Below are 14,404 nucleotides of genomic sequence, written 5' to 3'. Positions count from 1 at the left end.
GGTAGGGCCCTTGCCAATCCGCGCGCGCCGCGCGACAGATGGGACAGGCACGCCCAAGGGCGCAACCCGATGTCCCCACTGGAAAAAGCGCCCGCAATGCCCGAAAATGACCTGTTCCAACCCGCCGACGACACGGCCCGCCGCATCGCACGCGACCTGATCGACACCGCCGCATATGCCGCGCTGGCCGTGGTCCGGCCGGGCACCGCCCTGCCCTCGGTCAGCCGTATCGCGCTGGCCACCGACGATGCGGGCGGGCCGGTTTCGCTGATCTCGGGCCTTGCGCCGCATACTCAGGCGCTGGAGACCACGCCCGATTGCGCGCTGCTGATCGGTGAGCCGGGCAACAGGGGCGATCCCCTGACCCATCCGCGCCTGACGCTGCACGCCCGCGCGGCGCTGGTTCCGCGCGACAGCACCGATCACGCCACCCTGCGCGCCCGCTACCTGGACCAGCGCCCCAAGTCGAAGCTCTATATCGACTTTCCCGATTTCCGCCTGGTCCGGTTCACGGTCTCCGACGCCCTGCTGAACGGCGGCTTCGGCAAGGCCTACCGGCTGAGCGCGCGCGACATCGCGCGATGATCCCTGTTCCCGTGGCCGGGATTTCGTGCCACAACACCGGGCATGAGCGATTTCCTTCTGATCCACGGCTCCGCCCATGGCGCATGGTGCTGGCGCGACCTGATCCCCGAACTCACCGCGCTGGGGCACAATGCCCGCGCCATCGACCTGCCGGGGCACGGGCAGGACGGCACGCCCTATGCGCAGGTGACGCTGGACGGCTATGCCGACGCGATCGCCGATGCGCTCGACACCCCGGCGATCGTGGTCGGGCATTCCATGGGTGGCTATCCGATCACGCTTGCCGCCGAACGCGCGCCGGACATGGTGCAGATGCTGATCTATCTCTGCGCCTATGTCCCGAAACCCGGCCTGAGCCTTGCCCAGATGCGGATGGAGGCGCCCTATCAGCCGCTTTTGCCGCATATCCGCATGACCCCGGACAGGAAGGGCTGGACCGTTCCCGACGATATCCTGCACGACCGCTTTTACCATGACTGCCCGCCCGGCACCGTCGAGTTTGCCGCCGCCAACCTGTGCATCCAGGCGACGCAGCCGACCTCGGTTCCGGTGACGGTCACCGAACGGTCGTCGCATATCCCGCGCCGCTATATCCGCTGTTCCGAGGACCGCACGATCCCGCCGGAATACCAGGTCACCATGACGCGGGACTGGCCCGCCGATCATGTCGTCACGATGGACTGCTCGCATTCGCCGTTCTTCGCAAAACCGCGCGATCTGGCGGCGATACTGCACGATTTCGCAAAAGGGCAGGCCCGGCCCGGCTGACCGGTTTCATCGTTCCGAAAATACTCACGGCGCGACGCAACCGCCGGCGCCGCGCCCGGTTGGCGCATCCGCGACACGGCCTGTCGCGCGCGGCGCTTGACAGGGCGGGGCACAGGCGGAACCCTGACGGCACGATCCCGCAGGAAAGGCCGCCGGCATGTCGAACGATCCGCTGCTTCAGCCCTATCGGTTGAAACACCTGACCCTGAAGAACCGGATCATGACCACCGCGCACGAACCCGCCTATCCCGAGGACGGGCTGCCCAAGGACCGCTATCGCGCCTATCACGTCGAACGCGCGCGGGGCGGCGTGGCGATGACCATGACCGCCGGCTCGGCCATCGTCAGCCGCGACAGCCCGCCCGCCTTCAACAACGTGCTGGCCTATCGTGACGAGGTGGTGCCGTGGCTGAAGAAGCTGGCCGATGAATGCCACGATCACGGCTGCGCGGTGATGATCCAGCTGACGCATCTGGGCTGGCGCACGGGCTGGAACAAGGGCGACTGGCTGCCCTCGCTCGCGCCCTCGGGGATGCGCGAACCGGCGCACCGCGCCTTTCCCAAGGTGATGGAGGATTGGGACATCGCCCGTATCATCGCCGATTACGCCGACGCCGCCGAACGGATGCAGGCCGCCGGGCTGGACGGGATCGAGCTTGAGGCTTACGGGCATCTGATGGATGCCTTCTGGTCGCGCCGCCAGAACGCACTGGATGCACCGTGGAACGGCGACCTGGACGCGCGTATGGCATTCTCGCTCAAGGTGCTGGCGGCGATCCGCGACCGGGTCGGCCCCGATTTCATCGTCGGGCTGCGCTATACCGCCGACGATCTAGCGCCTGACGGCATCTCCACCGAGGAGGGGATCGAGATCGGCAAGCGCCTGCGCGACTCCGGGCAGGTCGATTTCCTGAACGTCATCCGCGGGCGCGTCGAAACCGACGCCGACCTGACCGACGTGATCCCGGTGCAGGGCATGGCCTATGCGCCACACCTGGATTTCGCGGGCCGCATCCGTGCCGAGGTGGGGCTGCCCACGTTCCACGCCGCGCGCATCCCCGACGTGGCCACCGCCCGCCATGCCGTCGCCACCGGGCAGCTTGACATGGTGGGCATGACCCGCGCCCATATCGCTGATCCGCATATCGTGGCCAAGATCATGGCCGGGCGCGAGGACGATATCCGCCCCTGCGTCGGCGCCACCTATTGCCTCGACCGCATCTACCAGGGCGGCGAGGCGCTGTGCATCCACAACGCCGCCACCGGGCGCGAGCTGGAGCTGCCGCAGGTCATTCCCGCCGCCGACCGCGCGAAACGGGTGGTCATCGTCGGTGCAGGCCCCGGCGGGCTCGAGGCCGCGCGCGTCGCCGCCGGGCGTGGCCATCGCGTGACGGTGTTCGAGGCCGCCGACCAGCCCGGCGGGCAGGTACGGCTGACCGCGCAGGACAGGCGCCGCTCGGAAATGATCGGCATCGTCGACTGGCGCATGGCGCAATGCGCCGCCCGCGATGTCGAGTTCCGCTTCAACACATGGGCCGAGGCGGCGGATGTCACCGCGCTGGACCCCGATATCGTAATCGTCGCCACCGGCGGGATACCCGACACCGAAATCCTTGAGTCCGGCAATGAGCTTGTGGTCAGCGCCTGGGACATCCTGTCGGGCGATGCGAAACCCGGTCAGGACGTTCTGATCTTCGACGACGCGGGCGACCACCCGGCGCTGATGGCGGCCGGGGTGATCGCCGATACCGGCGCGCGGGTCGAGATCATGACACCCGACCGCAGCTTCGCGCCCGAGGTGATGGGCATGAACCTTGTGCCCTACATGCGCAGCCTGCAGGACAAGCAGGCGCGTTTCACGGTGACCTACCGGCTGAAATCCGTGGCCCGCGACGGCAACCGCCTGAAAGCGACGATCGGCACCGACTACAGCCCCCATACCGAAACCCGCCATTTCGACCAGGTGGTGGTGAATCACGGCACGGTGCCGCTGGACGCGCTCTATTTCGACCTCAAGCCGCTGTCCCGCAACCTGGGCGAGCTTGACCACGGCGCCTTTATCGCGCGGCAGCCGCAGATGCTGGACAGAAACCCCGAAGGCAGGTTCCGCCTGTTCCGCATCGGCGACGCGGTCAGCGCCCGCAACACCCATGCGGCGATCTACGATGCGCTCAGGCTGATGGTGGCGAATTGACCCGGTGACCTGAAGGGCTAAGCCAACATCCCGCGCAGCGCATCCCAGATCCGTTCGGCCATGAAATCGGCCCCTGCGACGCTGGCATGATGCCCGTCCCGGGCATAAAGCCCCTGCCCCGCCCCGACGGCGTCGAGCCAGCGATGCGGCAGGTCGGTCACCGGATGCCCCAGCCCGCCGTAATGCGCCATCGTGCGGTCGGCGAAATCGCGCGGGCCGTCGGGCACCCGCGCCAGCAGCCCGGCCCGCTCGTAGACGGGATGACCCGTTGCCGCCGGAAAGGGCGGGCAAAGCAGCAGTGGCGCGGGCGCGGCAAGCCGGGCGATCCGACCAATTGCCAGCGCCGATCCCCAACGGTCGACCGCGCGCAGCGGCGTGCCGGTGAAATCATGCACCACGACCGTATCCCACCCGCGTCGCAGGACCGCGCCGATCCCGGCAATACGCATGGTCTCGACCAGCCTTGCGCCGGTGGCGGCCAGTGTCGCCACGCCGATCGGCACCCCGTCAGCCTTTGCCAGCCCGGCCACGCGGGTCGGAACGTCATGGCGCAGCAGCATGGAATTGCCGATGAACAGGACGCGGGGCCGGGACAGTTCCCGTGCCAGCAACTCCGACATATGCGCCCCGGTCAGCAAGGGAGTGCGCCGCGGCGTGCTGTGCAGGCGCAACACCGCGCCGGCGCCGGCTGCGCCCGTTGCCGCCAGCCCCATGCCTGCCAGCAAAAGCATCCGGCGTCTGTTCATATCCGTTTCCCTGCCATCGCTTTCCGGGTTCGCCACCACTCAACCGCATTGCCCCTGCCGTTTCAACGCCCCGACGTCACCGCTTTCCCTGCCGCGCGACCCGGCCTATCGTCACCGCACCCGGTCGAAGGTTGCCCATGCGTCTGCCCGTCTTTTTCATCCTGCTGACCGTCATCCTCAACGCGATGGGGATCGGGCTGATCCTGCCGGTCATGCCCGAACTGATCCGCGAGGTGAATGGCGGCGACATTTCCGGCGCGGCGATCTGGGGCGGGCTGCTGGCAGCCAGTTTCGCGGTAATGCAATTCCTGTTCGCGCCGCTTGTCGGCAACCTCTCGGATGCCTTCGGGCGGCGGCCGGTGATGCTTGTCTCGCTGCTGGCGATGGCGCTGGATTACGTGGTGATGGCGCTGGCGGGCTCGATCTGGCTGCTGCTGGCGGGGCGCATCTTCGGCGGGATCACCGCGGCCACGAACGCCACCGCCACCGCCTATATGGCCGATATCTCGACCCCGCAGGACAAGGCGCGCAATTTCGGGCTGATCGGCGCGGGCTTCGGGGTGGGGTTCGTCTTTGGCCCGATGCTGGGCGGGCTGCTGGCCGAGTTCGGCACGCGCGCGCCGTTCTACGCCGCCGCCGCGCTGTCGCTGGCCAATGTCACCCTTGGCTGGGCGGTGCTGCGCGAAACCGTGACAGACGCCACCCGCCGCCCGTTCGACAGGGCCCGCGCCAACCCGTTCGGCGCGTTTCGCGCGGTGGCACGGCTGCCGGACCTGACCGCGCTGTTATGGGTGTTCTTCTTCTTCCAGGTGGCCACCATGGTCTATCCCGCGGTCTGGGCCTATTTCACCGCCGAGCGGTTCGGCTGGTCGCCCGGCCTGATCGGCGTCAGCCTTGCGGTCTACGGCATCTCGATGGCCATCGTGCAGGGCGCGCTGGTTCGTCCCGCGATCCGCGTGATGGGAGAGCGGATAACCGTGATCTTCGGCCTTTCGGTCGAGGTGGTCAGCCTTGTCATCCTGGGCCTTGTCACCAGCGGCACCGCCGTGTTGCTGCTGATCCCCGTCACGGCCATCGGCGCTGTCGGCGCACCGGCCCTGCACGGCATCCTGTCGCGCCTGACGCCCGACAACGCGCAGGGCGAATTGCAAGGCGTGCTGACCAGCGTCACCTCGGTCGCCATGATCCTGGCCCCGGTGGTGATGACCCAGACCTTCGCCGCCTTCACCGGCGCGGGTGCCCCCGTCTACATGCCCGGCGCGCCGTTCCTTTTGGCGGCGGTTCTGATGGCGGTCAGCCTCGTGCTGTTCCGCCGCCGCGTCAGCCCGCGGATCGCCTGATATTCCGCATCGCGCAAAAGACTTTCACCTTGCGCGCCCTGCCCGCAGAAGGCAGGCTCCACCGCAAGAAAATCTCAGGGGAGTCACGGAAATGCCCACCATCAAAGCCGCCGTCTGCCACGAATTCAACGCCCCGCTGGTGATCGAAGAGGTGGCCCTGCGCGCGCCCGCGATGGGCGAGGTCGAAGTGACGCTCGATGCCGTGGCGATCTGCCATTCCGACATCTCGTTCTGGCAGGGCGGGTTCGGCGGCGCGCTGCCCGCCGTCTATGGGCACGAGGCCGCGGGCATTGTAACCGCCGTGGGCGATGGCGTGCAGGGCATCGCCGTGGGCGACAGCGTCTGCGCCACGCTGATCCGCGCCTGCGGGCATTGCAACAGCTGCGGCTCGGGCAAGCCCACGATCTGCGAAACCCCCTATGACGGCACCAGGGGGCCGCTGACCACCGTGGATGGCAAGCCGATGTTGCAGGCGATGGCCACCGGCGCCTTCGCCGAAAAGGTCGTGGTGGATCAAAGCCAGGTCGCTGTGATCCCCGCCGACATGCCCAAGGACGTGGCCTCGCTGATTTCCTGCGGGGTGATCACCGGGCTGGGGGCCGCGGTCTTTGCCGCCGACGTGCGCCCGGGGCAGGACGTGGTGGTGATCGGCGCGGGCGGCGTCGGGCTGAACGCGATCCAGGGCGCGCGGCTGGCCGGCGCCCGCCGCATCGTCGCCGTCGACATGAGCGCGGACAAGCTGGACATCGCAAGGGAGTTCGGCGCCACCCACGGCGTGTTGGGCAGCGGCAAGCCCTGGGCCGAGGTCAAGGATATCCTCGGCCGCGGCGCCGATGCCGTTCTGGTGACCGTGGGCGCCGCCCCGGTCTATGACAAGGCGCCGCGCTACCTGGCCAATGGCGGCAATATCGTGATGGTCGGGATGCCGCATCTCGACCAGGTGGCCAGCTATTCGCCGATCATCATGGCCGATGCGGGCCAGGGCATGATCGGGTCGAAAATGGGCGACGTGGTGATCAAGCGCGACATTCCCTGGATCGTCGATCTCTACCAGCAGGGCCGGCTGAAACTGGACGAGCTTATCTCGGGCCGCTGGACGCTGGAGCAGATCAACGAGGCGATCGCCGACACGCTGACCGGCGCGGCGCGGCGCAACGTGATCCTGTTCGACCGCTGAGAACCGGACATGCCCGCCCCTTCATCGTTCCATAAATACTCCGGGGGTGTGGGGGCAGCGCCCCCACCCTGCCCGACACCGCAATGAGACCGAGGACAGACAGATGAAACTGACCGATCTCGACATCATCGTCACGTCGCCCCCCGCGCCGGGCTGGGGCGGACGTTACTGGATACTGGTCAAGCTGACCACCGATACCGGCATCACCGGCTGGGGCGAGGTCTATGCCGCGTCGGTCGGCCCCGAGGCGATGAAACATGTGATCCGCGACGTGTTCGATCGCCACATGGCGGGCGAAAACCCGGAGAATATCGAGCTTATGTTTCGCCGCGCCTATTCCAGCGGCTTTACCCAGCGCCCCGACCTGACGGTGATGGGCGCGTTTTCGGGGCTGGAAATCGCGTGCTGGGATATCCTCGGCAAGGATCGCGGCCGCCCGGTCTGGGCGCTCTTGGGCGGGCGGATGAACGAGGCGGTGCGGGCCTATACCTATCTCTACCCGCTGCCCCAGCATGACATGGATGAATTCTGGGTCTCGCCCGACATGGCGGCCGAGGCCGCGGCCGATTACGTCGCGCGCGGCTGGACTGCGGTGAAGTTCGACCCCGCCGGCCCCTACACCATGCGCGGCGGGCACATGCCCGCGATGTCCGACATCACCCGCTCGGCCGCCTTCTGCAAGGCGATCCGCGCGGCAGTGGGCGACCGCGCCGACCTGCTGTTCGGCACGCACGGGCAGTTCACGCCTGCCGGCGCCATCCGGCTGGGTCAGGCGCTGGAACCCTACAGCCCGCTCTGGTTCGAGGAACCGATCCCGCCCGACAACCTGCTGGATTTCCAGCGCGTCGCGCAGGCCGTGCGCATCCCCGTTGCCACCGGAGAGCGGCTGACCACCAAGGCCGAGTTCGCCACCCTCCTGCGCACCGGCGGGGCGGAAATCCTGCAACCTGCGCTGGGACGCGCGGGCGGCATCTGGGAGATGAAGAAGCTGGCCGGCATGGCAGAAGCCTTTGGCGCGCAGATGGCGCCGCATCTTTACGCCGGGCCGGTCGAGTGGGCCGCGAACCTGCATCTTGCCACCTCGATCCCGAACCTGCTGATCGCGGAATGCATCGAAACCGGGTTCCATGACAGCCTGATCAAGGGCGCGATCCGGGTCGACGAGGGGTTCGTCCGCCTGTCCGACGCCCCCGGCCTTGGCATCGAGATCGACGAGGAGCTGGCCCGCGCGCATCCCTATGCCGGCACCGGCCTGCACCTTCAGATGCAGGAAAAGCCTTGCGATTACGCAAAAGGGAACCATTTTGAAGGAGGAGCCCCCGCGGGCGAACGGTAATCTCGTAATTCCTGATGGGTCGTGCTATGGACATGGAAAACAACCGGATTGACGACTTGACGACGCAGGCCCCCCCGGCCCCGCCCTCGGAAATGGCGCGCAGCGCCGAAGCGGCGGCAGCCTATCTCAAGACCCTTGCCCATGAAGGGCGGCTGATGATCCTGTGCCATCTCGGCTCGGGCGAAAAATCCGTTGGCGAGTTGGAAGAGCTGCTTCAGATTCGTCAGGCCGCGGTCAGCCAGATGCTGGCCCGCCTGCGCGAAGAGGGGCTTGTCACCACCCGCCGCGACGGCAAGACGATCTATTACAGCCTTGCCGACCGCAACACCTATGAGGTGATCGGCCTGCTGTATCGCCTGTTCTGCGGCCCGGCCGAAACCGGCGGCAGCCAGCCCGACTTCTGAGGGCGGCCTTTCCTCCATCCCTGCCCTAACCCTGCGCCGCGCAAACACGCGGCTTGACATTTCGCCGCCTTAATTAAACTATAAAACTAGTTTTATCGAATCAAAGGCAGGATGACATGGACTGGGAACGCGCCGCGCAGGGCTTTGCCGCGATGGGATCGGAATCCCGCTTGCAGGTGTTGCGCCTGCTGATCCGGGCGGGCCATGACGGCCTGACCGTGCAGGAAATCGGCGCGCGGTCGGGCATTCCCGCCTCGACGCTGGCCCATCACCTGAAATTCCTGACCGGCGCGGGGTTGCTGACCCAGACGCGCGAAGGCCGTGCGATGCGAACGCGCGCCGATTTCACCGCCCTGGAACAGCTTGCCGGGTTCATCCTGTCCGAATGCTGCGCAGATACCGACCGAAAGGCCGCCAACAATGGCTGATATCACGACAACACCCAATGCCACCCTGACGCGCCTGCGCAACCTGCTGGCAAGCCCGTGGACATTCACCTTCGGCCTGCTGGTGCTGGTGGCGCTGCTCGATCCGCCGAACGCGCAACCCGTGGCCGGATTCGCGCTGCGCGCCTTTCTGGGCACCCTGCCCTATATCGCCGGGGCGGTGGTGCTGATTGCCTGGCTCAAGGCGACAGGCGCGGATGCGGTGATCGCCACGGCCTTCAAGGGGCGTGAACGGCGGATGATTGTCGCCGCCGCCCTGCTGGGCGGGCTGGCGCCTTTCTGTTCCTGCCAGGTGATCCCCTTTATCGCGGGCCTGCTGGCGCTGGGCACCCCATTGTCGGCGGTGATGGCGTTCTGGCTGTCCTCGCCGCTGATCGACCCGCCGACGCTGCTGATCACCGCCGCAGCACTTGGCTGGCCCTTCGCCATCGCCAAGGCGGTTTCGGCGGTCGCGCTCGGCCTGTTCGGCGGCTTCGTCACGCTTGCCCTGATGCGCAACGGCGTCTTTGCAGACCCGCTGAAGGCGTGGCGCCCAAGCGGCTGCTGCGGTGCACCGAAACCCGGAATGCAGGCCCCCGTCTGGCCCGTATGGCAAGACCCCGCCCGGCGTCAGATATTCGGCACCGAGTTGCGGGTGAACGCGCTGTTCCTGATCAAGTGGCTGGCACTGGCCTATGTGCTTGAGGCGCTGCTTGTCACCTACGTGCCCGCCGACCTGATCGCCGGTTTGGTGGGCGGTGACGGGGTCGGCCCGATCGTGCTGTCGGCGCTGGTCGGGATGCCGGCCTACCTCAACTCCTATGTCGCGCCGCCGCTGCTGGCCGGACTGACCCAGCAGGGGATGAGCATGGGCGCGGCGCTGGCCTTCATGGTGGCGGGGGCGGTCAGTTCGATCCCCGCGATGATCGCGGTGTGGTCGCTGGTCAGGCGCCCGGTCTTCGCGCTCTATCTGGGGCTTGGCGTGTTCGGAGCCATCCTTTCGGGCGTGGTGTTTCAGCTGGTCGTCTGATCGCCCCACCAATCCGCGATCTCCTGGCGGGTCACGCGGCCCGGCAGGCCTATGGCCACCAGCGACGTGCGCTCCGCTTCGGCCGGTTTGATGTCGACCGTGCGGCCGACCATATGCACCTCATGTGCCGCACCGTCCGGCGCCAGCACCTTGCCCTTGACCCGGTAAACCCCCGCCGGCACCCGCGCCATCAGCGCATCAAGCGCCGCGCGATCCAGCGCCTCGGCCCCCTCATGCGCCCAGCCGACATAATCGGGATGGGGGCGTGCCGGGGCCCATGCATCGCCCGGACTCATCCCCAGCAGCAGCGGCGCCACCGCACCCGCCTGCGCCAGATCGACGACCGGCGCGGGGGACAGCGCAGCCAGCCGGGCCGCCAGCCCCGGCGGAAGGCCACCTTCGGCCTTGGACGCCAGCAGCAGGTCGGCCACCGCCACCTGCCCCTGTATCTGCGCCCCGATCTGCGGGTCATCGGCCAGCGCGGGCCAGTTCAGCGCATCCACCACCACAGCAATGCCGCCATAGGCCATATCGGGCTCGGCGCGCGCGGCCATCGCGATCTTAGCGGGATCGGCGATGCCCGACGCCTCGATCACAAGGTGGTCGGGGCGCGGGCGGCGATCCAGCGCATCGCCCAGCGCCATGAACAGATCCGCCCCCATCGTGCAGCAGACGCAGCCGTTGGTCAGGGAAATCGTATCGCCCTCGGCCCGTTCGATCAGGCCGGCATCTATGTTGATGGCCCCGAAATCGTTGACCATCACCATCACGCGCAGCCCGTGATCCTCGGCCAGCAGGCGGTTGAGCAGCGTGGTCTTGCCCGCGCCCAGATAGCCGCCGATCACCGTCAGGGGCAGCCGGGGCAGCGTCATGCCAGCGCGACCCGCCCGCCCAGCACGGTGCCCAGCACCGGCACGTCCTTCAGCGCCATCGGATCGACCGACAGCGGATCGTGGCCCAGTATGGCGAAATCGGCGCGCTTGCCGGTTTCGATGCTGCCGATCTCGTCATCCATTTTCAGCGTATGGGCCGCGCCCATCGTGATGGCATAAAGCGCCTCGTCCACGGTGATCCTTTGCGCCGCGCCCAATGTGCGGCCCGACATGGTTTTCCGGTTGACCGCGCACCAGGCGGTGAAAAGCGGGCCCAGAGGCGTCACCGGCGCGTCGGAATGGAGCGCCACGCGAACGCCCGCGTCCAGCGCCGTGCGTGCCGCATCCATGCGCAGCGCGCGATCCTCGCCGATGGTCAGCGCCGCGTGCTGGTCGCCGAAATACCAGATATGATTGGAAAAGATGTTACAGCAGACCCCCAGCTCGACACAGCGTTCGAACTGGTCGCGGCCCATCATCTGGCAATGCTGCAACACGTGCCGCGCGCCGGCCCAGGGGTGATCGCGCGTTGCCGCCGCGATCGCGTCGATAGCGACCTCGCTGGCCTCGTCGCCATTGACGTGGATATGCATCTGCACACCGGCCTTCTGCATCTCCAGCACCATGCGGCGGATTTCGTCCGGGGCCATGTTCCAGATGCCGTTGGGCTGCCCGCCGACGTAATGCGGCCATTTCACCCGCGCGGTCCAGCCCTGGATCGACCCGTCCGTCATCAGCTTGACCGCGCCCAGCCGCAGCTTGTCGGTGGATTTCCCGCGCAGCTCCAGCGCCCGTGCCGCCGCCTGCGCCGGGTCGGCGCCCGCCACGCCCAGCACGCTGACCAGCCGCGCGTTGAACGCATCCTCCGAGGTAACCGCCAGCAGATCGTCCAGATCCCCGCCTTCGATCTGCGCGAAAAGATCGGTCACCGTGGTCACACCCGCGCGCATGCAGACCTGGCCATAGGTGCGGATCGTTTCGGGTTTCTGCGTCAGGGCACGGAAATCCATGCCCACCCGGCGCATCACCGGGAACATGGCGGCCATTTCCTGCAATTCGCCCGTGGGTTCGCCATCCGCGCCCTTCACCACGCCCTCGACATTGGTGGAGCGGTCGTAACCGGCCAGTTCCAGCGCGCGGGAGTTCACGCACATCAGGTGGAAATTCGAGAACATGATCACCACCGGCCGGTCGGTGCTGATCGCGTCAAGGTGTTTGCGGCTCAGCCGTTCGCCATCGAAAAAGATCGGGTCGAGCCCCCAGCCCAGCAGGGGCGTGTCCCCGGGCAGGCCCTTTTCATAGGCTGACAGGTCGCGCACCACCGCCGCGAGGTCGGGCTTGCCGTCCCACCATGTGCCGTCCGGGTCCATCCGGTCGTGGAAACCGGCATAGGCGAAATTCCACATCGCGCCCGCCATCATATGCGCGTGCCCCTCGACCATGCCGGGCATCAGCACGGTGTCGGACAGGCTGTCGTCGTGGGTGACCTTCCCCCACTGGTCCGCGCAATCGGGGCCACCCACCGCCAGGATATACCCGTCGCGCACCGCGACATGGGTCGCCTGCGCGCGGTTGGGGTCCATCGTGATTATCTTTTTCGCCTTGAATACGGTGATCGCGGACATCGTCACGGGCCTTTCCGGGGTGATCCTGCCCGTGACCGTAGCCAGAACCGGGACCCCCTTCAACGCCCGGGTGGGGGCGCTGCCCCCACACCCCCGGAGTATTGCGGGAACGATGAAGAACCGGGCGATGCCTCAGTGCCGGCGCGTTTCGCAGGACACCGCCCCTTCCAGCCCGGTGGAGCCATAGAGCCAGTCGATCTGGTCATACCATTCTTCGGGGCCACGGGCGCGCATCACGGCATTGCGCAACTCGGCATGGGCGCCGGCGGGGTGATAGACATGCTGGCCGATCTCGCGCGACTGCAGTTGCACGCGGGCGGTGCGCAACCGGCGCATATCCTGATAGCGAATGAGCGCGTCGTTCCCGAGCCCGCCCGTTTCGACGCAATGGGCCAGCGCCACCGCGTCCTCCATCGCCATGCAGGCGCCCTGGGCGAAATATTGCAGCATCGGGTGGGCCGCATCGCCCAAGAGCGCCACGCGCCCGTCCACCCAGGCCATCACCGGGTCACGGTCGCAAAGCACCCAGAGCTTCCAGTCCTTGCCCTTGTCGATCACCTGCCGCGCCACCGGGGCCACGTGTTCGAAGCCGCGGCGCACCTCGTCATGGCTGACGGGCTTGCCGGCCACGGGTTCGGGCGCGTCGTTGTGATAGGTGACAACAAGGTTGAAGCTTTTCCAATCCTGCAACGGATAATGCACGATATGGCATTTGGGCCCGGCCCAGAGCGTGGCGGCGTTCCAGCGCAGATCCTCGGGCATGTCGTCGACCGAGATGACGCTGCGATAGGTGGTGTGGCCCGACACGCGCGGCGCACCGTCGCCCAGCATCTGCTTGCGGATGTTCGACCAGAGGCCATCCGCCCCGATCAGCATGGTGCCGTCGATGCGCTCGCCGTCGTCCAGGATCGCGGTGACCTTGTCCGCCGTCTGGTCGTATTCGGTCACCGCCGCGCTGGTGCGCAGTTCGATCAGGTCGTGATCGCGGCAGGCCTGAAGGAACACGCCATGCAGGTCGCCCCTATGCACCACCGCGTAGGGGTTGCCGAAGCGCGCGCGGAACGCGTCGTCCAGCGGGATGCGGGTGATCTCGCGCCCCTCGATCGCGTCCATCAGGCGCAGGCTGTCGATATAGACCGCCATCTTGCGCGCGGCATCGCCCACGCCGAGATAGTCGAAGGCGTGAAAGGCGTTCGGGCCAAGCTGGATACCGGCGCCGATCTCGCCCAGCCGGGCGGCCTTTTCCAGAACAAGGCTGCGCACGCCCTTTTGCGCCAGCCCCAACGCCGTGGCGAGCCCGCCAATGCCGCCACCCGCGATCAGAACCCGATCTGCCATTGCATCCTCCCGTAATCAGATTTTAATACGTATACTTATCATTAGTATGCATGTAAACCCCTTCCGCGTCGCCGCCCAAAGGGCTATAGAAAGGCATGAGCGAAATTTACCAGATGGCCGGGCACCTGATCCGGCGGTTGCAACAGATTTCGGTGTCGGTATTCACCGAGCATATGCGCGCCGCGGGCTATGACCTGACGCCGGTGCAGTTTGCCGCGCTGTCGGCCATCGACGCCAACCCCGAGGTCGACCAGGTCACTCTGGCGGGGCTGATTGCCTATGACCCGGTGACGCTGAGCGGGGTGATCGACCGGTTGCAGAAAAAGGGGTTGGTCAGCCGCGCGGTCAGCCCGCGCGACAGGCGCGCGCGGGTGATCGCGCTGACGCCAAAGGGCGAAAAGCTGCTGACGGCCTGTCAGCCGCTGGTCCGGGAGTTGCAGATGGATATCCTGTCGGGCCTCGATCCCGACGAGCGCGCCACCTTCCTGCGGCTGCTCGACAAGGCGGCAAGCACGGGCAACGAACAGAGCCGCGCGCCGCTGCGGTCGCGCGGCGCGGGTTAGC

At 67.2% G+C, this 14,404-nt stretch carries 14 protein-coding genes; 10 read left to right on the top strand and 4 right to left on the bottom strand.

Going from position 1 to position 14,404, the window contains the following annotated elements; genetic code table 11:
* Positions 1–96: 96 nt before the first annotated feature.
* The 3 genes from F3H87_RS00610 to F3H87_RS00600 all read left to right on the top strand — a co-directional run bounded on the left by F3H87_RS00610 (position 97) and on the right by F3H87_RS00600 (position 3,547).
* Positions 97–585 carry a HugZ family pyridoxamine 5'-phosphate oxidase gene (locus F3H87_RS00610; RefSeq protein WP_149786960.1) on the top strand — a complete coding sequence of 163 codons (489 nt, stop codon included), beginning with the start codon at positions 97–99 and terminating at the stop codon, positions 583–585.
* Between the two features lie 42 nt (positions 586–627).
* The gene (locus F3H87_RS00605) at positions 628–1,353 is read left to right on the top strand and encodes an alpha/beta fold hydrolase (RefSeq protein ID WP_149786961.1); all 726 of its coding nucleotides are present in this window, start codon (positions 628–630) and stop codon (positions 1,351–1,353) included.
* 157 nt (positions 1,354–1,510) lie between these two features.
* Positions 1,511–3,547: an NADH:flavin oxidoreductase gene (locus F3H87_RS00600; protein WP_149786962.1), complete on the top strand. Its 2,037-nt coding sequence runs from the start codon at positions 1,511–1,513 to the stop codon at positions 3,545–3,547.
* Positions 3,548–3,564: 17 nt separating this feature from the next.
* Here F3H87_RS00600 and F3H87_RS00595 read toward each other — a convergent pair whose 3' ends face one another.
* Complete coding sequence (locus F3H87_RS00595) at positions 3,565–4,293, bottom strand: SGNH/GDSL hydrolase family protein (protein ID WP_149786963.1); 729 nt, start codon at positions 4,291–4,293, stop codon at positions 3,565–3,567.
* Positions 4,294–4,430: 137 nt separating this feature from the next.
* Between F3H87_RS00595 and F3H87_RS00590 the strand changes: the two genes are divergently transcribed.
* From F3H87_RS00590 to F3H87_RS00565, 6 genes are all read left to right on the top strand, one after another.
* Positions 4,431–5,633: a TCR/Tet family MFS transporter gene (locus F3H87_RS00590; protein ID WP_149786964.1), complete on the top strand. Its 1,203-nt coding sequence runs from the start codon at positions 4,431–4,433 to the stop codon at positions 5,631–5,633.
* 91 nt (positions 5,634–5,724) lie between these two features.
* Entirely contained in the window at positions 5,725–6,810 is a 1,086-nt protein-coding gene (locus F3H87_RS00585; RefSeq protein ID WP_149786965.1) for a Zn-dependent alcohol dehydrogenase, read from the top strand.
* 103 nt (positions 6,811–6,913) lie between these two features.
* A complete protein-coding gene (locus F3H87_RS00580; RefSeq protein WP_149786966.1) occupies positions 6,914–8,146 on the top strand; it encodes a mandelate racemase/muconate lactonizing enzyme family protein in 1,233 nt (410 codons plus the stop codon).
* 92 nt (positions 8,147–8,238) lie between these two features.
* Positions 8,239–8,550: an ArsR/SmtB family transcription factor gene (locus F3H87_RS00575; RefSeq protein ID WP_317511110.1), complete on the top strand. Its 312-nt coding sequence runs from the start codon at positions 8,239–8,241 to the stop codon at positions 8,548–8,550.
* A gap of 116 nt (positions 8,551–8,666) precedes the next feature.
* Complete coding sequence (locus F3H87_RS00570) at positions 8,667–8,978, top strand: ArsR/SmtB family transcription factor (protein WP_149786968.1); 312 nt, start codon at positions 8,667–8,669, stop codon at positions 8,976–8,978.
* Positions 8,971–10,005, top strand: coding sequence for a permease (locus tag F3H87_RS00565; RefSeq protein ID WP_149786969.1), 1,035 nt, complete (start codon positions 8,971–8,973; stop codon positions 10,003–10,005). Before F3H87_RS00570 ends, F3H87_RS00565 begins: the two co-directional genes overlap by 8 nt.
* Here the strand turns inward: F3H87_RS00565 and F3H87_RS00560 are convergent.
* The 3 genes from F3H87_RS00560 to F3H87_RS00550 all read right to left on the bottom strand — a co-directional run bounded on the left by F3H87_RS00560 (position 9,990) and on the right by F3H87_RS00550 (position 13,840).
* Positions 9,990–10,877 carry a CobW family GTP-binding protein gene (locus F3H87_RS00560; RefSeq protein ID WP_149786970.1) on the bottom strand — a complete coding sequence of 296 codons (888 nt, stop codon included), beginning with the start codon at positions 10,875–10,877 and terminating at the stop codon, positions 9,990–9,992. The genes F3H87_RS00565 and F3H87_RS00560 overlap by 16 nt on opposite strands.
* Positions 10,874–12,502, bottom strand: a complete 1,629-nt coding sequence (locus F3H87_RS00555) for an amidohydrolase (RefSeq protein ID WP_149786971.1) — start codon at positions 12,500–12,502, stop codon at positions 10,874–10,876. The genes F3H87_RS00560 and F3H87_RS00555 overlap by 4 nt, the downstream gene beginning before the upstream one ends.
* Before the next feature lie 132 nt (positions 12,503–12,634).
* Positions 12,635–13,840: a 3-hydroxybenzoate 6-monooxygenase gene (locus F3H87_RS00550; RefSeq protein WP_149786972.1), complete on the bottom strand. Its 1,206-nt coding sequence runs from the start codon at positions 13,838–13,840 to the stop codon at positions 12,635–12,637.
* A gap of 95 nt (positions 13,841–13,935) precedes the next feature.
* Between F3H87_RS00550 and F3H87_RS00545 the strand changes: the two genes are divergently transcribed.
* Positions 13,936–14,403: a MarR family winged helix-turn-helix transcriptional regulator gene (locus F3H87_RS00545; protein WP_149786973.1), complete on the top strand. Its 468-nt coding sequence runs from the start codon at positions 13,936–13,938 to the stop codon at positions 14,401–14,403.
* Position 14,404: the final 1 nt, after the last annotated feature.

Origin of the sequence: Lutimaribacter pacificus (genome assembly GCF_900142185.1) — a bacterium.
In the GTDB taxonomy this organism is placed as follows: domain Bacteria; phylum Pseudomonadota; class Alphaproteobacteria; order Rhodobacterales; family Rhodobacteraceae; genus Lutimaribacter; species Lutimaribacter pacificus.
This window is presented reverse-complemented; position numbering and strand designations above follow the sequence as displayed.